We start from the raw sequence: 24,830 nt of genomic DNA, 5'->3' as shown, positions 1-24,830 counted from the left end.
TGTCTGATTGGCGCGGCCGGCAAAGCCGCTTATGGATATTGTGCACCATTCGTCGTCGTGTAGATCGAATAGAGCGATTGCGTTGCGGTGATAAAGAGGCGGTTTTTCTTCTGGCCGCCAAAGGTGACGTTGGAGACGGTCTGCGGTACCTTGATCTTGCCGAGCAAGGTACCGTCCGGGGCGAAGCAATGGACGCCATCGGCGGCGCTGCTCCAGAGATTTCCGCTGATGTCGAAGCGGAAGCCATCCGGTATGCCGTTGTCGATCGAGCAGAAATAACGGCTGTTGGCGAGCTTCTTGCCGTCGATGACGTCGAAGGCGCGGATGTGGCGCGGCACCTCATGATCGGCAGAGCCGGAATCGGCAATGTAAAGCTGCTTTTCGTCGGAAGTGAAAGCAAGGCCGTTCGGCTGGATGAAGTCGGTAACCACCGCTTCGACGACGCCGCTCTGCGCGTCGATGCGGTAGACGTTTCGCGTCTCCTGTTCGGGCTCCGACTTGTGGCCCTCATAGTCCGATTTGATGCCGTAGCTCGGGTCCGTGAACCAGATCGAGCCGTCAGACGCCACGACGACGTCGTTTGGCGAGTTGAGACGCTTGCCCTGATAGCTGTCGGCCAGAACGGTGATCTTGCCGTCGGGCTCGGTACGCGTGACGCGACGGCCGCCGTGTTCGCAGGAGATCAGGCGCCCCTGACGATCACGGGTGTTGCCGTTGACGTAGTTCGATGGCGAGCGGAAGACCGAGACGCCGCCATCAGGTACCCAGCGCAGCATGCGCTCGTTCGGGATATCGCTCCAGATCAGGCAATTGAGATCGGAAAACCAGACAGGGCCTTCCGCCCAGCGGCAGCCGGCATAAAGCTCCTCCAGCCTGGCGCTCCCTGCAATCAGGCTGCGGAAGCGGTCGTCACGGATCTCATAGAGGATATCTTGCGACACTGACTGGCTCCTCTCCAAAGCGATATGACGTTCTTCGTAAACATAAACGGCGATGCGTGCCAGAGCCCGGTAACGGCAAATGCGCCGGGCTCTGGCATTTTTCAAAACGCGGCCGCCTTGTGCGGCAAGCGGCTACCTCTGCCTCAAACCCGACAAGCGGATTTGCTGCGGCGACCGAGAGGGTTCGATATTCGAGCGGTGCTGCCTTCGCGTCGGTTCGGCCATGCTGTGGAGATCGCGGCACTGTCCATTGAGCCGGCGAGGGCCAAGAGCTGGTTTTTCTTTCCTTCAGCGATGAAATATAGTTACAGCTTCGACACAGATGAAGGTGAATGGCATGGATCACAGCGACGTCGGAACGGTGGCCGCATGGCTGACGGAACAGGGGCTGAAAGGGGCCTCCGAAGCCGAGCTGCTGACCGGCTTTTGCAATTCCTGCCGCGAGTTCGGCCTGCCGCTTGATCGCGGCCTGGCGCTCATGGATACACTGCACCCGGTGCACGAGGGCCGCGCCTTCCGGTGGGACAGCCAGGAGGAAATCGAGACCGAGTTCGAATATGGTCCGACCGGCGAAGGCAGTGCGCGGGATAACTGGCAGCGTTCGGCCTTCTACTACCTCTGGTCCGGCAAAGAGAGCGAGGTGCGCCGCCGCATCGGCTTCGGCGACCCGACCGATTTCGTCATGCTCGACGAAATGGTCAAAGCTGGCCACACCGATTTCGTCGCCATGGTACATCGCTTCGCCAAGGCTGGTACGATCGGCGAGATGGATTGCTTTTTTTCGCATTTTACGACCCGGCATCCGCAAGGCTTTTGCGACGACGACCTCGCCATCCTGCGCAAGCTGGTGCCGGTCCTGGCGCTGGCAATAAAATGCATCGCCCTCGGTCGCATCGCGCGGACCATCGCCGAGGTCTACCTGGGCGAGGATGCAGCAAAGCAGGTGCTGGAGGGCAAGATCACGCGCGGCAAGTCGGAGCGGATTTCGGCGGCGCTTTGGTTTTCGGATCTTCTGAATTACACCAAGATATCGGACAGCGCGCCGCCGGAAGAGATTCTGCCGCTGCTCAACGCATATAGCGAAGTGGTGATTTCCGCGATCCACGAGGCAGGTGGCGACGTCTTGAAGCTCATCGGCGACGGTGTTCTTGCGATTTTCAAGGATGAGGACCAATCCGAAGCATGCCACGCGGCATTGCGCGCCGAGGCTCTGTTGCGCAAGAAGCTTTCAACGCTCAATCAACAGCGCGCCGCCGATGGCAGGCCGACGACCGACGTCTATCTCGGCCTGCATATCGGCGATGTCTTCTACGGCAATATCGGCAGCCAGGAACGGCTGGACTTCACGGTCATTGGTCCGGCGGTCAACGAGGTCAGCCGCATTGCGTCGATATGCCGGTCGGTCGATCTCAACGTACTGATGTCATCGGATTTTGCAGCGGCTATTGCTGAAGCTCACCGCGGCGGCCTCGCCTGCATCGGCCGTTACGCGCTGCGCGGTGTCAAGCGGTCGCAGGAGCTTTACACGCTCGAAACTGCCGGGCTCGGCGCCTGAGCCTAGCGCAGCAGCCCTTGGCCGCCATCGATCCAGATCGGTGTGCCGGTAATGTGACGCGAGCGCTCTGTCGCAAGAAAGAGGATGGCTTCGGCGACATCGGCGCTCTGGCCTGCCGCGCCGCCGCTGATCGGAATTTCGCCCTTAGGCCAGACGACCGGGATTTCCGTCTCCTCGCGGTGGCGGCTCCTGGTATTGTCGCTGATATTGGTGTCGATGGCGCCCGGGCAGACGGCATTGACGCGGATTCCGTGCTTGCCGAGTTCCAATGCCAGCTGTTGCACCATCGCCACTTGGCCGGCCTTCGTGACGGTATAGGCGGTCGCGCCGGGCGTCGTGAAGGTCCGCGTTCCGTTGATCGAGGAGACGACGATGATGGAGCCGCCGTTCAATTTCATATGCGGGACAGTGAGATGCAGGGTGAGGTAGGTACCGCGCAGGTTGACGGCAATGGTCTTGTCCCACTCCTCCGGCTTCAGGTCGTCGATCGGCGCCCAGACGCCATTGATACCGGCATTGGCAACGACGACGTCGATGCCGCCGAACCTGGCCAGAAGCGTGTCAATTGCATCGCGCATCAAGCCTTCGTCGCTGGTGTCGGCCGTCAGCGAGATCGCCTGCCCGCCTGCAGTGCGGATTTCGTCGCGCGTTTGTTTGGCCTCGCGGCCGGTGCGGCTCAAAACGGCAACCCTGGCGCCTTCTGCAGCAAGCTTCAGCGCGGTGGCCTTTCCGATGCCGGAACCGGCGCCGGTGACCAAAGCAGTTCTTCCCTGAAGTTCCATTTTCCCAATCCCTCGTTCGGTTAGCGTTAGGGCAATGTTCGAATGGAGGCATGGTTCCGGCGGGCGGCGAAGTTCGGGCTGGCCTTAAAGTCTCATCAGGCTGCGGGTGATCGCCCACTTCTCCGGCCCGTGCACGGCGGCAAATAGAAGTCCAGCGAGGAAGCTGAAGTGGTCGACGAAGAAGCCGAATTCCGCCTGGTTGTCCGTCCAGCGTGACGGGCCATGAAAGGCAAATGCCAGAAAGACGACGTAAATGGCCCCAAGCAGGCTTGCTTCCGTAAAGAACACGCCGGTTATCAGGGCTAGCGCCAAAGCCATCTCGAAGGAGGCTGCGACCCATGCCAGCAAGCGGGCAACCGGAAAGCCGGCGGAGGCGATATAGGTTGCCGTGGCGCCCATGTCGGCAAACTTGAAGCCGGCCGCCATGAAGAAGATGAAGCTGAAGATGATGCGTGCGACGATCACTGCGATTGCTCTGGCCATGTGAAATCTCCTTCGGTGAGCTTTCACTATGACGGATGGCGCGCGCTGCCTCCTACACGGTGCAACAAAAAGGGCCGCTCGATGCGACCCTTGTTGGTCCTCACCACTCGGCGACGCTTTCGTCGGCATGACGCCAGACGGGATTGCGCCAGGTTGGGCCCAGCTTGGAGCGTTCATCGACCTCGACACCGCCCGGCCCCTGGGCAATGCTGACAAAGCCCTCGGGTATCGGAAGGCGTCCTTGTTGGAGATGTAGTCGAGGATGTCGTTGCCCTGGTTGTAGTGAATGCCGATGCTCTGTTCCTCGATGAAGGCGCATCGACCTGCAGCCATGCGATGATGTGTCGTGTCGGCCGATGGGAGGTCTTGTCTTCGGACGATTTTCTTATGGCAGTCGTCTTCCGAGGATAGAGCCTTATATTGCCGTTCGGGAGGATTTAGCCTCCTGCGGCGGGAAGCGGCACAAGACCTTTCCCGAAGCAATCCAATCGAAACAGGAGGACGGCATGCAGATCAATCGTACAGGTTCGGCTCAATGGTCCGGCGGCCTCAGGGAAGGCAAGGGGCGGATATCGACGCAGAGCGGCGCGTTGAAGGAGTACCCCTACGGGTTTGCAAGCCGCTTCGAAGGTATTCCAGGCACCAATCCCGAAGAATTGATCGGCGCGGCCCATGCCGGCTGCTTCACCATGGCACTGTCTTTGATCCTCAGCGATGCGGGGCTCACGGCCGAAGCCATGGAGACCACGGCAAAGGTAACGCTCGAGAGCGTCGAAGACGGCTTCGCGATTACCGCGATCCATCTGTCGCTGACCGGCAAAGTCCCCGGCGCCGACCAGGAGACGTTCACCGAGCTTGCCAATAAGGCAAAGGCGGGGTGCCCGGTATCCAAGGCACTTTCCGCTGTGCCGATCACACTCGACGTCAAGCTGGCCTGACCTCGGCAACTGGTGACTCTAAATGCTGCGGGCCGGGGCCGCGGCATTTTTTTGGTGCAACAGATCATTGACAAGTGATGCCTGATATCTTACGACTGACGAAATTCAAAATTCGTCAGTCGTAAGGTCTGAGCGCATGGATGACACTACAGAAAACGTGCTGGACAGTACCCGTCAGGAAAACGTGGCGCGCATTCTCGACGCGGCAGAGCGGCTGTTCCGGCATTATGGCTACGGCAAGACCACGGTTGCGGATATTGCGCGTGACCTTGGCATGTCCCCGGCCAATATCTACCGCTTCTTCGCCTCGAAAGTGGAAATCCACCAGGCGATCTGCGGCCGCATGCTGGCTGCCAGTTACAAGCAGGCCTACGACATCTGCCATCTGCCGATCAGCGCGTCGGAGCGGCTGCGACGATTTGTGCATGGCCAGTATCAGATGACCCTCGACACCATGCTTGATGAACAGAAGGTGCACGAGATTGTGGTCCTCGCGATCGAGCGCGACTGGCATGTCATCGAGAGGCACATCGACAGCATTCATGAACTCATCGCCGGCGTGATCCGCGAAGGGATCGCCGCCGGTGAATTCGCCGAGCAAGACGCCGATGTTGCTTCACGCTGCTTCGGTGCGGCCACCGTGACGCTCTGCCACCCGCAGATGGTGGCGCAATGTCTTGCCAAGACCAACCGCGCGAGCGTTGACGAACTCATCGAGTATTCGATCAAGGCATTGAAATAACAGCACGGCAAGGCCGTCCAGAAACACACGAAACGATCAGGAGTGCGAAGATGGTTTCGCTCAAGACACGCTATCTGCCGTCCGTTTTCAGCCTCGCATTTGTCGGCATCGCCAGCCTCGGCCTTGCCGGCTGCAGCGAGGAGGAGAAGGCAGAGACGAAGGAAATCGTCCGCCCCGTCAAGATCGTGGAAATTGCCATGGCCGGCCAAACGCGCACCCTTGACTATTCCGGCGCTGTAAGAGCACGCATCGAGATGAATCTCGGCTTCCGTGTTGCGGGCAAGATCACGCAGCGACTCGTCAATATCGGCGATCGGGTGAAGCCTGGGGATGTGCTCGCGCGCATCGACCCCACCGATTATCAGCTCGCGGTGAAGACGGCTGAAGCCAATCTGGCGGCGGCCGAAAAGGGTGTGCAGACGGCAGATCTCGCAAACAGACGTGCCGGGCAGCTCTTCGACAAGAATGCCACACCGAAATCGCAGCTCGAGCAGGCTTCGCTTTCCTACGACCAGGCTGTTTCGACGCGCGATGCTGCGATCTCCTCACTCGATCAGGCAAAGAACCAGGTAAGCTATACGGATCTGAAGGCCGATCAGAACGGCATCGTGACCGCAGTCAATGCGGATACCGGTCAGGTCGTCGCCTCCGGCACGCCTGTCGTTGCCGTTGCCGTCGATGGCGAGAAGGAAGTTCAAATCGCGGTGTCGGAAAACGATATTGCCGAATTCAAGCCCGGCAAGACGGTGAAGGCAACCTTCTGGTCGGATGACAAGCTGATGCTCGAGGGCAAGGTGCGCGAAGTTTCAGGCAGCGCCGATCAGCAGTCCCGGACCTTTTCCGTCCGCGTCAGCCTGCCAAATGATCAGCGTGTGCTGCTCGGTATGACGGCGACGATCGAGGCGGATGTCAAGAACTCCGAACCCTATGTCGCAGTGCCGCTGAGCGCGCTTGGCGAGAAGGATGGGAAGAAGATCGTCTGGGTGGTCGACCGCGGCGCGGCAACCGTGCACGCACGCGAAATTCATGTCGGTGATTTCACCGGTGACGGCGTCAACGTCACCGAAGGCCTGAAGAGCGGGGATCTCGTTGTTGCTGCCGGAACGCAGTTCATGACAGAGAACCTGAAGGTCTCCGTGCCGGGCCAGCAGTCGGCTTCCGCCGGGACTGCCGGCACCGTTCAATAATTGCTGTCCAGGAGAGGGAATACTGTCATGGACAACTCGAACACCGAGAAACGCTCCTTCAATCTGTCGCGCTGGGCAATCGGTCATCCGAGCATTGCGCGTTTCCTCTTCGGTTTGATCATCATCACCGGTGCGCTCGGACTGATGCGCATGGGACAGAAGGAAGATCCGGACTTCACCTTCCGTGTCATGGTCGTGCAAGCTACGTGGCCAGGCGCCTCGATCCAGGAAATGGAGGATCAGGTCGTCAACAAGATCGAGCGCAAGCTGCAGGAAACGCCGCACCTCGAATTCGTTCGCTCGTACACCCGTGCCGGCAGCGCAATCATTACGCTGCAGGTGAAGGGCGACACGAACTCCGCGGAAGTGGCGGACGCCTTCTATCAGGTGCGCAAGAAGGTCGGCGATATCTCGAATGAGCTGCCCGAAGGCCTGCTCGGACCCTATTTCAACGACGAATTCGGCGATACCTTCATCACGCTTCATTCGATCAGCGGCGACGGCTACTCCTATCCGGAACTCAAGAAATTCGCGATCCAGGCGCGCGACATGCTGCTTTCGACCCGCGGCGTCGAGAAGGCCGTCATCATCGGTGACCAGCCGGAAAAGATCTATGTCGACGTTTCCTCCAAGGCGCTTGCCGAACGAGGGCTTACGATCCCAGACCTGCAGAACGCCATCAAAGGCCAAAACTCAGTCGATCCCGCCGGCTCTGTCGATACCGGGCTGCGTTCGGTGCGTATCTCCGTCGAAGGGGATGTGAAGAAAGCCGAAGATATTCGCGAACTACGCCTGCGTTCCGGCAACCAGGTGACGCGTCTCGGTGATATTGCCACCATTAATTCCGGGCTTGAAGACCCCTATCAACGCAAGTACCGCTTCAACGGGCACGAAAGCGTGCAAGTCGGCGTGGTCATGGCCAAGGGTTTCAAGGTCACCGACGTCGGCAAGGATATCGAAGCGACCTATAAGCGCTTCGATGAATCACTTCCCTACGGCGTTTCCGTCGACCAGATATCCAATCAGCCGGATGTCGTGACGGAAGCCATCAGCGAATTCATGCATGCGCTTGGCGAAGCGCTCGTCATCGTGCTGATCGTCTCGTTCCTATCGATCGGCTGGCGATCGGGCCTTGTCATTGCGATAGCGATTCCGCTTGTGCTGGCTGCGACCTTCGCCATCATGTACGAACTCGGCATCGACCTTCAGCGCATCTCGCTCGGCGCGCTCATTATTGCGCTTGGGCTCTTGGTCGACGATGCGATGATCGTCGTGGAGATGATGGAACGAAAACTGGAAGAGGGCCTCGTGAAGATCGAGGCGGCGAGCTTCGCCTATTCCTCGACCGCCTTCCCGATGCTGACCGGTACGCTGATCACCACGGCAGGCTTCATTCCCGTCGGCTTTGCAGAATCGACGGCCGGCGAATATGTGCGCTCGCTCTTCTATGTGGTCGGAATCGCGCTCGTCGTCTCGTGGTTCGTCGCGGTTTATTTCACCCCGTGGCTGGGATACATGATCCTCAAGCAGCGCAAGCACGCCGGCGAGCACCACGATGTCTTCGACACGCGCTTTTACCGCCGCCTGCGCACCACTGTCGCATGGGCTGTGCGCCATCGCATCATCGTGCTGACTGCCACGCTCTTCACCTTCGCAACAAGCCTTTGGGCGTTCCAGTTCATTCCGCAGAACTTCTTCCCGCAGTCCTCGCGTCCGGAAATTCTCGTCGATCTCTGGCTGCCGGAAGGCACGAGCATCAAGGAAGTCGAGACGCAGGCAAAGGCCCTCGAAGCCAGGATGATGGATGACAAGGACAAGAAGTTCATCGCCACCTATATCGGCGAGGGCGCACCGCGCTTCTTCTTGCCGCTCGACCAGCAGCTTCGCAATCCAAACTTCGCGCAGCTCCTGATCATCGCGAACGACGAACCTGCCCGCGAGCGGCTGATCGTCAAGCTGCGTGGCATCCTTGCGGACGATTTTCCATCGATCCGCGGCAAGGTCGACCGACTCTTCCTCGGTCCGCCGACGGGCTGGCCCGTGCAAATGCGCGTCATGGGACCGGATCGCCAGGAGGTTCGCCAGATCGCCGATCAGGTAAAGGCAAAGTTTGCCGAAAATCCGCAGCTCGGCGCCGTACACGACGATTGGCTGGAGCCGGTGCCGGCCATGAAGCTGGTGATCGACCAGGACCGTGCCCGCGCCCTCGGCGTCACGTCGCAGCGCGTTCGCCAGACGCTGCAGACGGCCGTGTCGGGCACGTCGCTTGACGACTTCCGCGACGGCGAAGAGACGGTCTCGATCGTCGCCCGCGAACCGGATTCCAGCCGTTCGCTGCTGTCGGCCGTCAATTCGGTCTATGTCTCGACGGACTTCGGAGGCTTTGTTCCGGTCGCCCAGGTCGCCAAGGTCGTCCCCGTCATGGAACAAGGCGTCGAATGGCGGCGTGACCGCCTGCCGACGATCACTGTCCGCGCGACACTGCCAGACGGCATCCAGCCGAACGACGTGGCGATGAAGATGTATGACGATATGCAAGGTCTGCGCGACAGCCTGCCTGCCGGCTACAAGATCGAAATCCAGGGCGGTGCGGAAGATGCAGCTGAAAGTCAGGCCTCGATCGCTGCCAAGGCGCCGGTCATGCTCGTCGTCATCGTCCTGCTGCTGATGGCGCAGCTGCAGCATTTCGGCAAGGCGATGCTGGTGCTCGCGACCGGTCCGCTCGGCATCATCGGCGCCTCTGCGGCACTGCTGATCAGCGGCGCGCCCTTCGGCTTCGTCGCGATCCTCGGGGTGATTGCGCTGCTCGGCATCATCATCCGCAACTCGATCATCCTCGTCGACCAGATAGACCAGGATATCAAGGCGGGCATGCACCGGCAGGAGGCGATCGTGGGTGCGGCCGTGCGCCGTTTCCGGCCGATCATGCTGACGGCGCTGACGGCAGTTCTCGCTCTTATCCCGATCTCCCGCGGCGTCTTCTGGGGTCCGCTCGCCTACGCGATGATGGGCGGCATTCTGGTTGCAACCGTGCTGACCATCCTCGTGCTACCAGCCGGTTATGCCCTCTTCTTCGGCCGCGAGCCGAAGACGAAGGACACGCAGGCCGAATATGCCAATGCCAACCAGGAAGAGGCGGAAGAACATCATCCGCCGGCATTGGCAGCAGAGTGAAAATGGCGCGGTGCAAGCCGCGCCATTTTCATTCCAATCATCATCAAGATGCTCTCAAGCCGCTTCCGCTTTGAGGCCCAGAAGTGCCGCGCCGATGAGGCCTGGCTCCAGACGACATTCGCTGCGCACGACAAGCGGCCGGTCGAACCTGCGCAGCGTGCGGCCCCTGACGGCCTTGTCGAGTTCGCCAAGCAGCGGCCCGACATTGGAAAGGCCGCCGCCGACCGGGACGATGGTCGCGCCGGTGATGTTGACGGTCAGTGCCAATGGCGAGGCGACGAGATCGGTATAGACGTCGAGCGTGCTCGTCGCCTTTTCCTCACCTCGTTGCCATTGCGCGATGATCTGCTCACTGGGGAAGTCGAGGTCGTGCAGCGTCTTGTGAAGCCGCTCTAGGCCACGGGCGCCGCCGACTGTATCGACGCAACCCTTCTGCCCGCAGCCGCAGGGAAGGGCTGGGATCTTCACAGGCGGATTGCCGGCTTCGCAGGCAAGGATCGGCCCGTGGCCCCATTCGCCGGCGAAACCGCCCGAGGCGTTGACGAGCCGGCCGTCGGAAACGAGCCCGCCGCCGACGCCAGTGCCGAGGATGGCGCCGAAGACGATACGGTGGCCGCGCCCGGCGCCGAGTTCGGCTTCGGCGATGGTGAAGCAATCGGCGTCGTTGGCAATCAAAACCGGAAAACCAAGTTCGGCCTGCAGATCAGACGCAAGGCTGCGGTTGTGAATGCAGGGAATGTTGGCACATGTCAGCCGCTGCGTATCGGGATCGACGACGCCGGCTATCGAGAAGGCAAGGCGCGAAGGTGTCTCGCCGGTCTCGGCTATGAAACTTCGGATCGTCTCGGCGAAAGCAGCAAAATCATCCTTGGGGGTTGGACGGCGACCCATCGGAACGATATCCGTTTGCGAGCGTGCGATACCGAGTTTAATTGCCGAACCGCCGATGTCGAGTGAGATGATCATGCTTGTCTGCCTCGAAAGTTTCCGCGTCTGGTCGCACCCTTCGGGCGGATTTGCAAGTCTCATGCCGGCAGGTTCACCTTGGCCTCGAAGCCGGAAGTCTCCTCGCTTGCCGGGGAGCGGAGTTCCAGCGTGCCGCCCATCTGCGAGACGATGCGGTCGGCGATCGCAAGGCCCAGGCCGGAACCGGATGCGCTGGTCGTGCCGCGCCGGAAGCGTTTCTTGAGGTCACTGAGATGCGCTTGCGGGATCGCAGGGCCGCCATTGACGACGCGGATGGTCCCGGCCTTGTCCAGGCTGACGGTGGCGCCCCGAGCCTGGTCGCCATGAAGCAGCGCGTTTTCGATGAGGTTGCGCATGACGATGCCGAATGCATCCACGTCTGCATAACGGACAAGCGTTGATCCAGCGTCGGGCACATAGTTGACGCGCCCCTTGGTGCGGCTGTCGCGCTCGTAGTCGCTGACGATCATATCCAGCACCTTGCCGAGGTCTTCGGCTTTGTCGCTGGCTCCGATGCCGGCTTCGGCGCGTGAAAGCTGCAGCAGTTTTTCGGCAAGGCGCCCGAGATCGATGAGCGAGCTTTCGACCTGCCGCGCCCGCGTCCTGGCGGCGCCGGACGACTGTTCTTCAATCAAGCGCTGGGTCTGTGCCAGCGCGCCTGCAATCGGCGTGCGGAGCTCGTGAGCGCTGTTGGCGCTGAATTCGCGTTCCGCTTCGAGAGCCGACCGGAGACGGGCGAGCAGAAGATTGACCGAGCGAGCGATGGGCTTGATTTCCTTCGGCAATTCGTCGCCTTCAATGGCTGCCATATTGCCGCTGTCCTTGGTGGCGATGTTCCGGCGCAGCGTTTCGATCGGGCTCAGCGCCCGGCCAAGGATGAGCCAGATGGCGAAAATACTCGCCGGGATCAGCACGATCAGCGGAAGCAGCAGCGTGACGGCGCTTTCGCGCACGGCTTCGCGACGATTGCCGAGGCGGTCGGCGACCTGCATGAACAGGGCGCCGTCAGCGGTCGCTTCGGTGTAGATGCGCTGGCGATCATTGTTGTGAAAACCGCGCACGAGTGGCGCATCGAAAGGTTCGGGCGAGGCGTCATTGGAGCGGAGGATGACCTTCTTGTCCTTGTCGCGTAACTGGTAGGTCAGATATTCGCGGCTGGCCGGACTATTCAGAAGCGCGACGCCGGGAGGGTCCGTTTCGAGGCGCTGGTTCCGGTCATTGACCACCAGCGCCAAAAGACGCTGTGCCGTCTCCTGCTGGGCGCTGTCGAAAAGCTCGTCGAATTCTTGCTGCATCACCTGGATGCCGAGCCCGATCGCGGCGAGCCAGAAGATGACCAGAGCACTCGTGAGCGCGAGAATGAGCCGGCGCGTGATGCTCGGTTCGCGTTTCATGATTGTTGCGCCAGCGAATAGCCGATGCCACGGGCGGTTTTGATCCTGTCGCGACCGATCTTCTTGCGCAGCCGGCTGACATAGACCTCAACCGTATTGCTTTCGATTTCCGAGCCGAAGGCATAGAGGGCTTCCTCGATCCGGTCCTTTGCTACGATTGCGCCCGGACGGGCGATGAGCAGATCGAGCACAGCCCATTCGCGGCTGGTCAGCACAACCGGTTCTCCGGCGACGGCAAGCCTGTGCTGCGGCCGGTCGATCTCGATATCGTCAATGCGGATGATAGTCCTTGGATTGGCGTCGTAGCGGCGCGAAACGGCCATGATGCGGGCGTTCAATTCTCTAAGATCGAACGGCTTGACGAGATAGTCGTCGGCGCCGGCGTTCAGCCCCTCGATGCGATCGGAGATCTGGTCGCGCGCGGTGAGGATTATTACCGGCATCGCCACACCCTTGTCACGCAACCGTTTCAGGAAATCGATGCCTCTGCCGTCGGGAAGCTGCAGATCAAGCAGGATCAGGCCGTAGCCGACAGAGCCTGCGGCGGCTTCAGCATCGCCGATCGCACGCATCCAGTCGATCGCGTGGCCGGCCGCTGCAACGTGATCGCGCACCGCTTCCCCAATCATCCCGTCATCTTCAACCAGCAGAATGCGCACGCAATGTCTCCTTGCCAAGAGCAGTAGCGCTGCTTGTTGCTGAGGGTCAAGCAAGGGGTGCCGGCGAAAAATAGCCATGTAATGGCCGAGATCCAGAACGCGCATGGCCATGATGGCGGCGCATTCGACAGAGAAGATTCACACTCCGATGGTATCAGTCGCAAGCCGACGAGCCGGGATGCTGTGACAATCGAGGAAATGGAGACATCACGCAGGCGTTTTATCAGGGGTCCGCGCCCCCGGGGGCGAAGGCTTTCGGCCATCCTGAGGCAGCTTGCGGGTGACAGGAACCGTGAGCGCATTTCCGTCGGCGACCTCTTCGAGGTGATGGGCGACCGTGCGACCGGTGCCTTGATGCTGGTCTTTGCCATTCCCAATCTGGTGCCGACGCCGCCGGGAACTTCCGCAATCCTCGGCGCACCGCTATTCATTCTGGCAGCCCAGCTGACATTCGGGCTGAAGCCATGGCTACCGAAGGTAATTGCCGGCCGCTCGATGAAGCGCGAGGACTTCGAAGCGATCGTCTCGCGCATTCACCGTTGGCTCGCTTTTGCCGAGCGCATGCTGCAGCCGCGGCTTTCGTTCCTCGTCGAACCGCCTGCCGAATACCTCGTGGGCTTTCTCTGCCTGGTGCTTGCGGTCATCCTGACGCTGCCTATCCCGCTCGGCAACATCCTGCCGGCCTTTACCATCTGTCTGTTTGCCTTCGGCATATTGGGCAAGGACGGTCTCTTTTCGTTGTTTGGATTGATCATGGCCGGTGTTTCGCTGACCGTCGTTGGCGGCGTGATCTACGGCCTTATCAAGGCTGCGATCTTCTTCGTCACAAACTGGTTTGCGTGAGCGAATTTTCTCCCATACGGCGGCTGCATTTCTCAATGCACTCGACTTTTGCTCAATTTTGTTCTGATCTGGCGCGGCACAGACTCAAGGATATTCGCCCGGCGGAAAAGCCGGCCTCATTTACGCGCGGTAGACCCCAATGGCGAAAAGAACCGAGACACCTGGACGGCTGGACGACGCAGCGCGTGCGGGCTGGCTTTATTACGTGGCTGGACGCACGCAGGACGAGATTGCCTCTACGATGAGTATCTCGCGGCAATCAGCACAGCGCCTGGTGTCGCTGGCCGTTGCCGAAAAACTCATCAAAGTGCGGCTCGATCATCCCATTGCTGCCTGTCTCGAGCTCGCCAATCAGCTGCGCAAGAAATTCGAGCTCAAGCATGTCGAGATCGTGCCGAGCGATCCGGGGTCTTCATCGAGGACGGTCGGCATCGCCGAAGCGGCGGCTGCCGAAATCGAGCGATGGCTCAAGCGGCCGGATCCGATCGTGCTCGCTGTTGGAACCGGCCGTACGCTGAAGGCTGCCGTCGATCAGCTGCCGACGATCGAATGTCCCAATCATCGCATCGTTTCGCTGACGGGCAACATTACGCCGGACGGATCAGCTGCCTACTACAATGTCATCTTCAGCATGGCGGATGCGGTGAAGGCGCGGCACTTCCCGATGCCGCTGCCGGTGCTCGTCACTTCGGCCGAGGAGCGTGAATTGCTCCATGGCCAGCAACTGGTGCGCTCCACGCTTGCCATCAGCGCCCAGGCCGATGTGACCTTCGTCGGTATTGGCGAACTGGGTATCGACGGCCCGCTTTGCGTCGACGGCTTCCTGGAGAAGGACGAGATGATGGAGCTGATGCGCGAGGGGGCCGTCGGCGAAATCTGCGGCTGGATTTTCGACGCCCAGGGCAGGCTTCTCGACAATCCGATCAACGAGCGCGTCGCATCGGCCTCGATTCCTTCACGCGAAACCTCGACAGTCATTGGAATCGCCAAAGGCACGCGCAAATTCAAGGCAATCAGAGCTGCCATTGTTGGCCGTCAAATCAACAGCCTGATCACCGACGAACAGACGGCCGATTTTTTGCTCACTTCCTGAGCAAAAAATATCATTTGTAAAATCAAACGGATAACTCTGCATTTCGCTGTTGCAGCAACGATTCCAATTGACATTCCACGCCCTATAGTGAGTAATTGCTCACGAGCAAAGCGAATGCTCATACCCATCTTCTGGGAGGAAGATATGACATTGAGAACTATTCTGCTGGGCGCCTGCTCAGCACTGGCGTTTGCGGGCATGGCTTCGGCCGAAACGCTGACGATCGCGACCGTCAACAACGGCGACATGATCCGGATGCAGAAGCTGACGGATGACTTCAAGGCGAAAAATCCCGACATCGACCTTGAATGGGTAACTCTCGAAGAGAACGTTCTGCGCCAGAAGGTCACGACCGACATCGCGACCAAGGGCGGCCAGTACGACGTTCTGACGATCGGCACTTACGAGGTCCCGATCTGGGCAAAGCAGAACTGGCTCCTGCCGCTCGACAACCTTGGCGCCGACTATGACGCCGATGACCTGCTGCCGGCCATTCGCAGCGGCCTGACTGTGGACGGCAAGCTCTATGCGGCGCCGTTTTACGGTGAAAGCTCGATGGTCATGTATCGCAAGGACCTTTTCGACGCCGCCGGCCTGAAGATGCCCGACGCGCCGACCTGGGACTTCATCGCCGATGCTGCGAAGAAGATCACCGACAAGGACAAGGAAATCTACGGCATCTGCCTGCGCGGCAAAGCCGGTTGGGGCGAAAACATGGCCTTCCTGACGGCGATGTCGAACTCCTTCGGCGCCCGCTGGTTCGATGAGAGCTGGAAGCCCCAGTTCGACCAGCCGGAGTGGAAGGACACGCTTGCCTTCTACGTCGACCTGATGAAGGAAGCCGGCCCTCCCGGCGCTTCGTCGAACGGCTTCAACGAAAACCTGGCGCTCTTCCAGACCGGCAAGTGCGGCATGTGGATCGATGCGACCGTCGCAGCCTCCTTCGTCAGCAACCCGAAGGAATCGAAGGTTGCCGACAAGGTCGGTTTCGCGCTCGCTCCCGACAAGGGTCTCGGCAAGCGCGGCAACTGGCTGTGGGCCTGGAGCCTTGCCATCCCGGCGAGCTCGCAGAAGGTCGAAGCAGCCGAGAAGTTCGTCGCCTGGGCAACGAGCAAGGATTACACCAAGCTCGTCGCCGAGAAGGAAGGCTGGCTGAACGCGCCTCCCGGCACGCGTACCTCGCTCTATGAGAACGCGGAATATCAGAAGGCTGCGGCTTTCGCGAAGATGACGCTCGACTCCATCAATGCGGCCGACCCGACCAAGCCGACCGTCAAGCCGGTTCCCTATGTCGGCGTCCAGTTCGTGGCGATCCCGGAATTCCAGGGTATCGGCACGGCCGTCGGCCAGCAGTTCTCCGCGGCTCTCGCCGGCCAGGTCTCGGTCGAACAGGCCCTGCAGAGCGCCCAGCAACTGGCGACCCGCGAAATGACCAAGGCTGGTTACATCAAATAATAACCTCCTGAGACGGTGGGATCGTTGACCTCCCGCCCCTCTGGGCCGCCGAATGCCCGAATAGCGTCGGCGGCCCCTTTTTCTCAGCTGCCCTGCAGCCAGACAGCCCCTCGAAACAGGATCGGTCATCGCCATGGCAACGTTACACACCCGCTCCGCAGCGCGAATGATGATCGCACCGTCCGTCGTGCTTCTCTTCGCGTGGATGATCGTCCCGCTTGCGATGACGATCTACTTCTCGACTTTGAACTACAACCTTCTCAGCCCGGGAATGGAAAGCTTCGTCGGCTTTGTGAACTACAGCTACTTCCTTTCCGATCCCGCCTTTTTCGCGGCACTCACCAATACGCTGCTTTTGGTGCTCGGTGTGCTGATCATCACCGTGGTCGGCGGTATCGCCTTCGCCCTGCTGCTCGACCAGGACATCTATGGCCAGGGCATCGTGCGCATCCTGGTGATTGCGCCGTTTTTCGTCATGCCGACGGTGGCAGCACTTGTCTGGAAGAACATGTTCATGAACCCGGTCAACGGGCTCTTCGCACATCTTGCCAAGGCGCTCGGGCTGCAACCCTATGACTGGCTGGCAAACGCGCCGTTGTTCTCGATCATTCTCATCGTCGCCTGGCAGTGGCTGCCGTTTGCAACGCTCATCCTGCTCACGTCTCTGCAGTCGCTGGACGAGGAGCAGAAGGAAGCTGCCGAAATGGATGGCGCCGGTGCGATATCGAGGTTTATCTATATCATCCTGCCGCATATGGCGCGCGCCATCACGGTCGTGATCCTGATCCAGACGATCTTCCTGCTCTCGGTCTTTGCCGAGATCCTGGTTACCACCAATGGCGGCCCGGGGACGCAGAGCACGAATCTCACCTACCTCGTCTATGCGCAGGCGCTTCTGCAGTTCGATATCGGCGGCGCTTCGGCGGGCGGTATCATTGCGGTCATCCTCGCCAACATCGTCGCGATCTTCCTTGTCCGCCTTGTCGGCAAGAATCTGGAGGCTTGAGATGGCCAGAAAAGTCACAACTCGACGCAAGGTGGTCATGACGGCGATCGCCTGGACGCTGGCGATCCTGATCTTCTTCCCGATCCTTTGGACATTTCTTACGAGCTTCAAGTCGGAGGCCGATGCGATCGCCTCGCCGCCGCAGTTCCTGTTCTTCCACTGGACGACGGAAAGCTATGCGGAGGTGCAGAGCCGCTCGAACTATCTCGGCCACTTCATGAATTCGGTGATCATTTCCTTCGGCTCGACGCTGATCGGCCTCATCATCGCCATCCCTGCCGCCTGGGCCATGGCGTTTTCGCCGACCAAGCGGACCAAGGACGTGCTGATGTGGATGCTTTCGACGAAGATGATGCCGCCGGTCGGCGCGCTCATTCCGATCTACCTGATGTTCCGCAATTTCGGCCTGCTCGACAGCCGGATGGGGCTGGTGATCGTGCTGACGCTGATCAACCTGCCGATCATCGTCTGGATGCTCTACACCTACTTCAAGGAAATCCCTGGCGAAATCCTCGAGGCGGCACGAATGGACGGCGCATCGCTTGCCAAGGAAATCATCTACGTGCTGACGCCGATGGCGATACCGGGCATTGCCTCGACACTGCTCCTTAACATCATACTGGCCTGGAACGAAGCCTTCTGGACGCTGAACCTCAGCGCCTCGAAAGCTGCGCCGCTGACGGCGTTCATCGCCTCCTATTCCAGCCCCGAAGGTCTGTTCTACGCCAAGCTTTCGGCCGCATCGACAATGGCAATCGCGCCGATCCTGATCCTCGGCTGGTTCTCACAAAAACAACTCGTCCGCGGCCTGACCTTCGGCGCGGTGAAATAAGTCATCAGGGAGACAAACATGGGCAGCATTACCCTTCAGAGCGTTTCGAAGGTCTTCGGCGAAGCCAAGGTCATCCCTTCGATCGATCTCGACATCCAGGACGGCGAATTCGTCGTCTTCGTCGGCCCGTCGGGCTGCGGCAAATCCACGTTGCTCAGGCTGATCGCCGGGCTGGAGGACGTTTCCGGCGGCAAGATCGTCATCGACGGCAAGGACGCAACCGAAAAGGCGCCATCCGAGCGCGGGCTTGCGATGGTGTTCCAGTCCTATGCGCTTTATCCGCATATGAGCGTGCGCAACAATATCGCCTTTCCGTTGAAGATGGCGGGCATGGACAAGACCGAAATCGACAGGAAGGTAAGCGATGCCGCACGCGTCCTGAACCTGACCGATTACCTGGAGCGCAAGCCGCGCCAGCTTTCCGGCGGTCAGCGGCAGCGTGTGGCGATCGGCCGCGCAATCGTCCGCCAGCCATCGGCCTTCCTCTTCGACGAGCCGCTGTCGAACCTCGATGCTGCACTTCGCGTCAACATGCGCATCGAAATCAGCGAACTGCACCAGCAACTGAAGACCACAATGGTCTACGTCACCCACGACCAGGTGGAAGCCATGACGATGGCCGACAAGATCGTCGTGTTGAACCGCGGCAACATCGAGCAGGTGGGCTCGCCGCTGGAGCTCTACAAGAGCCCGCGCAATCTCTTCGTGGCCGGTTTCATCGGCTCGCCGAAGATGAATTTCATCACAGGCCACAATGCGGCTGCGCTGAACGCGCATACGATCGGCGTGCGGCCCGAGCATGTGCTGCTTTCGACCGAAAGCGGCGACTGGAAAGGCAGGGTCGTCGTCGCCGAGCATCTCGGCTCCGATACCTTCTTGCATATAGACGTCGAAGGTATCGGCTCGGTCACCGCACGCGGTGGCGGCGATTTCGCGGCGAAGGCCGGCGACACCGTCTACCTGACGCCGGACAAGTCGCGCATCCATAAATTCAACGAGGGCGGCCTCGCCATCTGAAGCGCATATCGTGCGGGGTGAAAATGCAGGCCGGGCAAGGCGTCCGGTTTGCTGCAAGCAGAGCGCGGATCCGCTTCGCAAGACCTCAAGAGGACTGAAACATGACGTGCAAATTATCGCTGGCAACGCTTCCCGATGCGGCTAAAACGGCCGAGATCCCGGCTTATGACCGAGCGTCGCTTACCGCCGGCATCGTGCACTTCGGCGTCGGGAATTTCCACCGTGCCCACCAGGCTATCTACCTCGACGATCTTTTCAACCAAGGAAAGGATCACGACTGGGCCATTATCGGTGCAGGCATCCTGCCTTCCGACGTCGCGATGCGCGAGAAGCTTGCCGCGCAGGACTTCCTGACGACGGTCGTGGAGCAGGACAACAACAAGACGGCTGCGCGTGTCACGGCGCCGATGGTCGACATCCTGCCGGTCGGCGATTGCCGAGCCATCGTCGCCAAGCTCTCCGATCCTGCAATCCGCATTGTCTCGCTGACGATCACCGAGGGCGGATATTTCATCGACGCGTCCGGAAAATTCGATCCATCGCATCCGGCGATAGCTGCGGACGGAAAAAACCCGTCCGAGCCGAGAACCGTTTTCGGTCTTATCGTTGCCGGTCTCAAGGCGCGCAAGGAAAAGGGCATCGTGCCCTTCACCGTTATGTCCTGCGACAACATTCCGCATAACGGCGCCGTGACCAGAAACGCCGTCTTGGGTGTGGCGGAGCTTTCCGATCCGGCCCTTGCCGTGTGGATCAAGGAAAATGTCGCCTTTCCCAATGCCATGGTCGATCGCATTACGCCGGCAACGGGCCAGCGCGAGATCGATTTTTTGAACGATACGTTCGGTATCGAAGACAACTGGCCGGTCTATTGTGAAGAGTTCAAACAGTGGGTGCTGGAAGACAAGTTTACTGCCGGACGGCCAGCGCTCGATAAAGTCGGCGTCACCTTCGTGCCGGATGTCACTCCTTACGAGCACATGAAGATACGCATCCTCAACGGCGGCCATGCGGCGATCGCCTACCCGGCGGCGTTGATGGACATCCATTTCGTGCATGAGGCGATGGAAGAGCCGCTGATCCGCGCCTTCCTCGCCAAGCTCGAAAACGACGAGATCATCCCGATCGTGCCGCCGGTGCCCGATACCTCGCTCAAGGATTATTTCGCGCTGATCGAGCGCCGCCTTCTGAACCCGAAGATCGCCGACACGATCCCGCGCCTGGCGCAGGACGGTTCGAACCGTCAGCCGAAATTTATCCTGCCTTCCACGCTCGACAATCTGCGCCAGGGCAGGGACGTCGTGGGCCTTTCGCTGGTTTCGGCTCTGTGGTGCCGTTACTTCGCGGGCACGACCGACAGCGGCAAGGAGATCGTCTTCAACGATGCCAGTGCCGATCTGCTCCATGCCGCCGCACTGAAGGCAAAGGACGATCCGGCGGCGTTCCTCGTCTTCGAGGGCATTTTCGGCGAGGTGTCGCAATCCGACTTGTTCCGCAAGCGTTTTGCGCATGCCCTGAAAACGCTGTGGGAAAAGGGGACCCGTGCGACCCTGCAGCTCTATCTCGACGGCAAGCTTGCAGTGTAGGAACTCAACATGGCGGCAATTCATGCCGCCATTGATCGGCTTGCGCGTGCGCGACCCGATCACGCGCCCGAACCGAACTCTGGGTTGGTCTTCATGGCTGATTGCGAAACACGCCTGGTCATTTTCGATTGTGACGGTGTCCTCGTCGATAGCGAGCCGATCTCCGTCAGCGTGCTCGTCGAGGCGATGAACGACCTCGGTGTGCCGATCACCGAGCAAGAGGTCTATGCACGCTTTCTAGGCAAGAGCCTCGCGACCGTCATCGAAACGATGAAGAGCGATTATCAGGTGCATGCCGGCGACGAGTTTCTCGAGCGCATTCGCACCAATCTCTATGCACGATTCAGGAAAGAACTGAGGCCGATCGACGGCATAGGTGCGACGATCGATGCGCTCGACATCCCTTGCTGCGTCGCCTCGTCCAGCCAGGTCGAGCGCATCAGGCTGTCGCTCACCGTCACCGGCCTCATCGACAAGCTGCCGAACATCTTCAGCGCCTCGATGGTGACGAATGGAAAGCCGGCACCGGACCTCTTCCTGCATGCCGCCCGCGAAATGCACGTCGATCCCAAGGAATGTGTCGTAATCGAAGACAGCCCTGCGGGCATCGAGGCGGCCAAGGCTGCAGGCATGACGGTCTTTGCCTTTACCGGCGGCTCACATGCCAATTTTGCAGGTTATCGTGCCGAACTCGAGCGGCTTTCGCCGGAACTCGTGTTTGACGCGATGCCGGATTTGCTACACCTTATCCAGAAACAAAAGCTGGATGGGACTTTCCCTTGATGCATGATCATGTGGTTGCGGTGGATGTCGGCACCGGCAGCGCGCGTGCCGGTGTGTTCGATGCCCGCGGTCGCCTGCTCGGAAAGGCCGAACATCCGATCATCATGAATAGGCCGCGTGAAAATCATGCCGAACATGATTCTGAAAACATCTGGTCGGCGGTCTGCATCGTCGTTCGCAAGGCGATGGAACAATCGGGCGCAGCTCCTGCGTCTGTCGGTGCGATCGGCTTCGATGGCACGTGCTCGCTCGTCGTCCGCGATGTCGATGGTGGGCAGATCAGCGTATCGACCGGGGGCGAAAGACGCTTCGACACGATCGTCTGGCTGGACCACAGGGCGCTGAACGAAGCTGATTTCTGCACTGCAACCGGCCATGCGGTTCTCGAACACTCCGGGCATTTCATGTCGCCGGAGATGGAGATGCCAAAGCTGATGTGGCTGAAGAAGAAACTGCCTGGCACCTGGATGAATGCCGGTTATTTCTTCGACCTTGCCGACTTCATGACATGGAAGGCGACGGGCTCGCTTGCCCGTTCGCGCAGCACGCTGACGGCGAAGTGGAACTATCTGGCGCACAAGCAAAAGGGTTGGCAAGGGGATTTTCTCGCGCAGATCGGTCTTGAAGACCTTAAGGAACGCGGCCGTCTGCCCGACGAGACAGCACCGGTCGGCGCCAGCGTCGGCACCCTTACCCAGGAGGCTGCATCGGCACTCGGGCTGACGACGGACTGCCATGTTTCGGCGGGCCTGATCGACGCCTATGCGGGCGCGCTTGGCACGCTTGCCGGCTATGCGGCCGACCCGGCGCAGCTTGAGCGTCAGTTGGCGCTCATTGCCGGAACCTCGAGCTGCATCATTTCCTTCTCCCGCGATCGAAAACCAAGTCACGGAATGTGGGGACCTTACTTTGAGGTCGTATTTCAGGATTTGTGGCTGGTTGAGGCCGGACAATCGGCGACGGGTGCCTTGCTCGACCATATCGTGCGCATGCATGCTGCTGGAGGCGAGCCCGACCCTGCATTGCATCACAAGATCGTCTCCCGCATCGCCCAGTTGCGTGCCGAAGAAGGCGACGCCCTCGGCTCGCGCATCTTCGTGATGCCGGATTTCCACGGCAACCGGTCGCCTCTTGCCGATCCGCACGCAGTCGGCACGATCAGCGGGCTGACGCTCGATACCTCATTCGACGGGCTTTGCGCGCTCTACTGGCGCACGGCCGTGGGTATCGCGCTCGGCATCCGGCATATTCTCGAAAAGATGAAGGAATATGGTTATGTGCCGGATACGCTGCATGTTGCGGGCGGGCATGTGAAAAACCCCGTGCTGATGGAGCTTTACTCGGATGCAACGGGTTGCAGGGTAATCGTGCCGAAGATGAACGAGGCGGTGTTGCTCGGCACCGCGATCGGGGCTTCTGTCGCCTGTGGCTTACACACGGATCTCACGACAGCCGGCCTGGCAATGTATCCCGGGGGTGAAGAGCGTGCGCCGGACGCGACAAAGCAGGCTCTGTATGATCGCGAGTACCGGCGGTTTCTCGCGATGTATCGCCATCGCGCCGAACTGGAGGCTATATGCTAGCGGCTGCCGCCTTCTCCGAGAATAGTGCCGAATTCCGATATTCGCCGCCGGCGTTCGAGCGCCTCTTCGCCTGTGGCGGCAATGACGGATTCCGCCAGACAGTCGAGAAGAGCGATCAACGGAGGAAGGTTGTCCTCGTCGGGCGAGCGGGCGGGCGGAAGCGCCAGCATGACATTGGATTGGTCGGGCAGCCAGTCGCTGATTTCCGTCGTGATCAGCACGACCTTGTATCCATAGCGCCGCGCGGTTCGCGCCAACAGACGCGCTTTGCCGAAGCGTCGGCAATCGATGATGATCAGGAGGGCGCCTTCACCGCTCGGGCGAGCGAACAGTTCGGCGAAGCGGTTTGCAGAACCGTCCAGAGCGTGGACGCCATCGCGCGACCGTGTCAGCCGGTGGGCGAAATGCGTCGCAAAGCAAGCAAGGCGTGCATGCGTCGCAATGAAAACTTCACGCGCCATGCCAATCATCGCGACAGCTTCGGCCCAGTGCGTCTGTGCCGTCAGATGGTAGATGTGATGCAGCGCCTGGATCTGCTCGGTGACCAGCAACGCAAGCGACTTTCCTTCCGAGGCATCGGTCTGCAACTCGCTGAGCGAATTTTGAAGTTGGACAGGGGAGGTGACGGCTGTTTCACGGAAATGGACCTTGACGCTGTCGAGACCCTGATAGCCGAGCGCGCGCAGGAAACGGCCAACCGTCATCGGGCTTAGATCGAGCCTGTCGGCCACGGAGGCAGCGGTCTCGAAAGGAAGGTCGTTCAGATGCTCGGTAAAATATTTCGCAATTCTGCGCTCGGCCGGCGTGCCTGACTTCACATAGTGTCTGAGCTTCTGAACAAAGTCTTCCACATCAGCCTCCCTGACTTCCCAGAGGCAATTCGCGGATGCGCTATTGGCGAGACTTGCCGTTGCAACTATTTCCGGAAGCTGCGTCCTAGGCTCAAGTTTATATCGAACACTATAGACTATATATTATTGTGTTATTTTAGACAAGTTTTCCATCGTTGCATGTAGTTTTATTTCGACTTGCCGTCGGGCGTTGAGATTCCTACATGCACAGATATAACCTGGAGATGCGAAGAATGATCCTCGATGCGGCGCGCCTTGCCTTTTTCAACCTTTTTGCACGGGAAACCCGATCGGTTCTCGTTAAGGTGTTGGGGGTTACGATCCTGGTTCTGATCGGGCTCTGGTTCGTGCTGCGAGGCCTGTTCATTACTTTTCTGTTTCCGTGGATTGCGGGCTTCTTTCCCGAAATCCCGGATTGGGCCGGCTGGCTGAGCTTCGTGTTCGTCGTTCTCGCAAGCATCGGTCTCGCCTTGGGCCTGGCGCTGCTGCTGTCGCCCGTGACCGCGTTGATTGCAGGCCTGTTTCTCGATGACGTGGCGGAAGTGGTGGAGAAGCGGGATTATCCCGAGGATATCCCGGGAACGGCGATGCCGATCGGCCCGGCGATCACGAGTTCTCTCAAGTTCCTGGGCGTGGTGATCGCCGGCAATATTGTCGCCCTGTTCCTCCTTTTCATCCCCGGCGTGAACCTGATCGCCTTCTTTCTGGTAAACGGTTATCTGCTCGGTCGGGAATTCTTCGAATTCGCCGCCATGCGCTTCCGTTCTCCGCAGGAGGCCCGGCTTTTCAGGGCAAAGCACGCTTCTACCGTCTTTCTCGGCGGTCTGGTGATCGCCGCTTTCCTGGCGATCCCCTTCCTCAATCTGCTGACGCCGCTGTTTGCGGCGGGCATGATGGTTCATCTCTATAAGCTGATTTCCCAACGGGATCTCGGTTTTCACCGATCAACTTGAGGAGGCCGAT

Annotated in this window: 22 protein-coding genes and 1 pseudogene; 15 read left to right on the top strand and 8 right to left on the bottom strand. The window is 60.0% G+C overall.

The window, feature by feature from the left end:
* Positions 1–29: 29 nt before the first annotated feature.
* Positions 30–941: an SMP-30/gluconolactonase/LRE family protein gene (locus tag AM571_RS17985; RefSeq protein WP_074062574.1), complete on the bottom strand. Its 912-nt coding sequence runs from the start codon at positions 939–941 to the stop codon at positions 30–32.
* Positions 942–1,278: 337 nt separating this feature from the next.
* On the opposite strand from AM571_RS17985, the gene AM571_RS17980 reads away from it, so the two are divergent.
* Positions 1,279–2,496, top strand: coding sequence for an adenylate/guanylate cyclase domain-containing protein (locus AM571_RS17980; RefSeq protein ID WP_074063339.1), 1,218 nt, complete (start codon positions 1,279–1,281; stop codon positions 2,494–2,496).
* A 2-nt stretch (positions 2,497–2,498) separates the two neighbouring features.
* Here AM571_RS17980 and AM571_RS17975 read toward each other — a convergent pair whose 3' ends face one another.
* The 3 genes and pseudogenes from AM571_RS17975 to AM571_RS17965 all read right to left on the bottom strand — a co-directional run.
* A complete protein-coding gene (locus AM571_RS17975) occupies positions 2,499–3,278 on the bottom strand; it encodes an SDR family oxidoreductase (protein WP_074062573.1) in 780 nt (259 codons plus the stop codon).
* 84 nt (positions 3,279–3,362) lie between these two features.
* Positions 3,363–3,761: a DoxX family protein gene (locus AM571_RS17970; protein WP_074062572.1), complete on the bottom strand. Its 399-nt coding sequence runs from the start codon at positions 3,759–3,761 to the stop codon at positions 3,363–3,365.
* Between the two features lie 100 nt (positions 3,762–3,861).
* Positions 3,862–4,076: pseudogene (locus AM571_RS17965) on the bottom strand (D-galactonate dehydratase); the annotation flags it as partial.
* 191 nt (positions 4,077–4,267) lie between these two features.
* On the opposite strand from AM571_RS17965, the gene AM571_RS17960 reads away from it, so the two are divergent.
* From AM571_RS17960 to AM571_RS17945, 4 genes are all read left to right on the top strand, one after another.
* Positions 4,268–4,699 carry an OsmC family protein gene (locus AM571_RS17960; protein ID WP_074062571.1) on the top strand — a complete coding sequence of 144 codons (432 nt, stop codon included), beginning with the start codon at positions 4,268–4,270 and terminating at the stop codon, positions 4,697–4,699.
* 136 nt (positions 4,700–4,835) lie between these two features.
* Positions 4,836–5,441, top strand: a complete 606-nt coding sequence (locus tag AM571_RS17955) for a TetR family transcriptional regulator (protein ID WP_074062570.1) — start codon at positions 4,836–4,838, stop codon at positions 5,439–5,441.
* A 50-nt stretch (positions 5,442–5,491) separates the two neighbouring features.
* On the top strand, positions 5,492–6,628 hold the full coding sequence (locus tag AM571_RS17950; protein WP_074062569.1) for an efflux RND transporter periplasmic adaptor subunit: 1,137 nt from the start codon (positions 5,492–5,494) through the stop codon (positions 6,626–6,628).
* 27 nt (positions 6,629–6,655) lie between these two features.
* On the top strand, positions 6,656–9,802 hold the full coding sequence (locus AM571_RS17945) for an efflux RND transporter permease subunit (protein WP_074062568.1): 3,147 nt from the start codon (positions 6,656–6,658) through the stop codon (positions 9,800–9,802).
* 54 nt (positions 9,803–9,856) lie between these two features.
* Here the strand turns inward: AM571_RS17945 and AM571_RS17940 are convergent, their stop codons facing one another.
* Genes AM571_RS17940 through AM571_RS17930 form a run of 3 tightly spaced genes read right to left on the bottom strand, consistent with a single transcriptional unit; the run spans position 9,857 to position 12,821 of the window.
* Positions 9,857–10,768, bottom strand: coding sequence for an ROK family protein (locus tag AM571_RS17940; protein WP_074063338.1), 912 nt, complete (start codon positions 10,766–10,768; stop codon positions 9,857–9,859).
* 59 nt (positions 10,769–10,827) lie between these two features.
* Entirely contained in the window at positions 10,828–12,162 is a 1,335-nt protein-coding gene (locus AM571_RS17935; RefSeq protein WP_074062567.1) for an ATP-binding protein, read from the bottom strand.
* Complete coding sequence (locus AM571_RS17930) at positions 12,159–12,821, bottom strand: response regulator (RefSeq protein WP_074062566.1); 663 nt, start codon at positions 12,819–12,821, stop codon at positions 12,159–12,161. The genes AM571_RS17935 and AM571_RS17930 overlap by 4 nt, the downstream gene beginning before the upstream one ends.
* A 264-nt stretch (positions 12,822–13,085) precedes the next feature.
* Here AM571_RS17930 and AM571_RS17925 point away from each other — a divergent pair, with 264 nt between their 5' ends.
* The 9 genes from AM571_RS17925 (at position 13,086) to AM571_RS17885 (ending at position 23,016) form a co-directional block, all read left to right on the top strand.
* Complete coding sequence (locus AM571_RS17925; RefSeq protein WP_237358562.1) at positions 13,086–13,664, top strand: exopolysaccharide biosynthesis protein; 579 nt, start codon at positions 13,086–13,088, stop codon at positions 13,662–13,664.
* 139 nt (positions 13,665–13,803) lie between these two features.
* Positions 13,804–14,757, top strand: a complete 954-nt coding sequence (locus AM571_RS17920) for a sugar-binding transcriptional regulator (RefSeq protein ID WP_074062565.1) — start codon at positions 13,804–13,806, stop codon at positions 14,755–14,757.
* Between the two features lie 144 nt (positions 14,758–14,901).
* A complete protein-coding gene (locus AM571_RS17915; RefSeq protein WP_074063336.1) occupies positions 14,902–16,212 on the top strand; it encodes an ABC transporter substrate-binding protein in 1,311 nt (436 codons plus the stop codon).
* Positions 16,213–16,345: 133 nt separating this feature from the next.
* Complete coding sequence (locus AM571_RS17910) at positions 16,346–17,218, top strand: carbohydrate ABC transporter permease (protein ID WP_074062564.1); 873 nt, start codon at positions 16,346–16,348, stop codon at positions 17,216–17,218.
* Position 17,219: 1 nt separating this feature from the next.
* Positions 17,220–18,050, top strand: coding sequence for a carbohydrate ABC transporter permease (locus AM571_RS17905; RefSeq protein ID WP_074062563.1), 831 nt, complete (start codon positions 17,220–17,222; stop codon positions 18,048–18,050).
* A gap of 18 nt (positions 18,051–18,068) precedes the next feature.
* Positions 18,069–19,067: an ABC transporter ATP-binding protein gene (locus AM571_RS17900; protein WP_074062562.1), complete on the top strand. Its 999-nt coding sequence runs from the start codon at positions 18,069–18,071 to the stop codon at positions 19,065–19,067.
* Positions 19,068–19,168: 101 nt separating this feature from the next.
* Positions 19,169–20,650, top strand: a complete 1,482-nt coding sequence (locus tag AM571_RS17895) for a mannitol dehydrogenase family protein (RefSeq protein ID WP_074062561.1) — start codon at positions 19,169–19,171, stop codon at positions 20,648–20,650.
* A 93-nt stretch (positions 20,651–20,743) separates the two neighbouring features.
* Positions 20,744–21,433: an HAD family hydrolase gene (locus tag AM571_RS17890; RefSeq protein WP_074063335.1), complete on the top strand. Its 690-nt coding sequence runs from the start codon at positions 20,744–20,746 to the stop codon at positions 21,431–21,433.
* Entirely contained in the window at positions 21,433–23,016 is a 1,584-nt protein-coding gene (locus AM571_RS17885) for an FGGY-family carbohydrate kinase (protein WP_074062560.1), read from the top strand. Before AM571_RS17890 ends, AM571_RS17885 begins: the two co-directional genes overlap by 1 nt.
* On the opposite strand, the gene AM571_RS17880 is transcribed toward AM571_RS17885, so the two are convergent.
* Positions 23,013–23,867, bottom strand: coding sequence for a MurR/RpiR family transcriptional regulator (locus tag AM571_RS17880; protein ID WP_074062559.1), 855 nt, complete (start codon positions 23,865–23,867; stop codon positions 23,013–23,015). The two genes, AM571_RS17885 and AM571_RS17880, sit on opposite strands and share 4 nt — an antisense overlap.
* 233 nt (positions 23,868–24,100) lie before the next feature.
* Between AM571_RS17880 and AM571_RS17875 the strand changes: the two genes are divergently transcribed.
* The gene (locus tag AM571_RS17875) at positions 24,101–24,820 is read left to right on the top strand and encodes a sulfate transporter family protein (protein ID WP_074062558.1); all 720 of its coding nucleotides are present in this window, start codon (positions 24,101–24,103) and stop codon (positions 24,818–24,820) included.
* Positions 24,821–24,830: the final 10 nt, after the last annotated feature.

The organism is Rhizobium etli 8C-3 (assembly GCF_001908375.1).
GTDB lineage: Bacteria > Pseudomonadota > Alphaproteobacteria > Rhizobiales > Rhizobiaceae > Rhizobium > Rhizobium etli_B.
The sequence above is the reverse complement of the archived record's forward strand: the minus strand, read 5'-3'. Positions and strand labels throughout refer to the sequence as shown.

Bases quoted from the DNA above. Each gene is read 5' to 3' on its own strand.
- AM571_RS17980 (WP_074063339.1), top strand. From the start codon at position 1,279: ATGGATCACAGCGACGTCGGAACGGTGGCCGCATGGCTGACGGAACAG.
- AM571_RS17975 (WP_074062573.1), bottom strand. From the start codon at position 3,278: ATGGAACTTCAGGGAAGAACTGCTTTGGTCACCGGCGCCGGTTCCGGC.
- AM571_RS17970 (WP_074062572.1), bottom strand. From the start codon at position 3,761: ATGGCCAGAGCAATCGCAGTGATCGTCGCACGCATCATCTTCAGCTTC.
- AM571_RS17960 (WP_074062571.1), top strand. From the start codon at position 4,268: ATGCAGATCAATCGTACAGGTTCGGCTCAATGGTCCGGCGGCCTCAGG.
- AM571_RS17955 (WP_074062570.1), top strand. From the start codon at position 4,836: ATGGATGACACTACAGAAAACGTGCTGGACAGTACCCGTCAGGAAAAC.
- AM571_RS17950 (WP_074062569.1), top strand. From the start codon at position 5,492: ATGGTTTCGCTCAAGACACGCTATCTGCCGTCCGTTTTCAGCCTCGCA.
- AM571_RS17945 (WP_074062568.1), top strand. From the start codon at position 6,656: ATGGACAACTCGAACACCGAGAAACGCTCCTTCAATCTGTCGCGCTGG.
- AM571_RS17940 (WP_074063338.1), bottom strand. From the start codon at position 10,768: ATGATCATCTCACTCGACATCGGCGGTTCGGCAATTAAACTCGGTATC.
- AM571_RS17935 (WP_074062567.1), bottom strand. From the start codon at position 12,162: ATGAAACGCGAACCGAGCATCACGCGCCGGCTCATTCTCGCGCTCACG.
- AM571_RS17920 (WP_074062565.1), top strand. From the start codon at position 13,804: ATGGCGAAAAGAACCGAGACACCTGGACGGCTGGACGACGCAGCGCGT.
- AM571_RS17915 (WP_074063336.1), top strand. From the start codon at position 14,902: ATGACATTGAGAACTATTCTGCTGGGCGCCTGCTCAGCACTGGCGTTT.
- AM571_RS17910 (WP_074062564.1), top strand. From the start codon at position 16,346: ATGGCAACGTTACACACCCGCTCCGCAGCGCGAATGATGATCGCACCG.
- AM571_RS17905 (WP_074062563.1), top strand. From the start codon at position 17,220: ATGGCCAGAAAAGTCACAACTCGACGCAAGGTGGTCATGACGGCGATC.
- AM571_RS17900 (WP_074062562.1), top strand. From the start codon at position 18,069: ATGGGCAGCATTACCCTTCAGAGCGTTTCGAAGGTCTTCGGCGAAGCC.
- AM571_RS17895 (WP_074062561.1), top strand. From the start codon at position 19,169: ATGACGTGCAAATTATCGCTGGCAACGCTTCCCGATGCGGCTAAAACG.
- AM571_RS17890 (WP_074063335.1), top strand. From the start codon at position 20,744: ATGGCTGATTGCGAAACACGCCTGGTCATTTTCGATTGTGACGGTGTC.
- AM571_RS17885 (WP_074062560.1), top strand. From the start codon at position 21,433: ATGCATGATCATGTGGTTGCGGTGGATGTCGGCACCGGCAGCGCGCGT.
- AM571_RS17875 (WP_074062558.1), top strand. From the start codon at position 24,101: ATGATCCTCGATGCGGCGCGCCTTGCCTTTTTCAACCTTTTTGCACGG.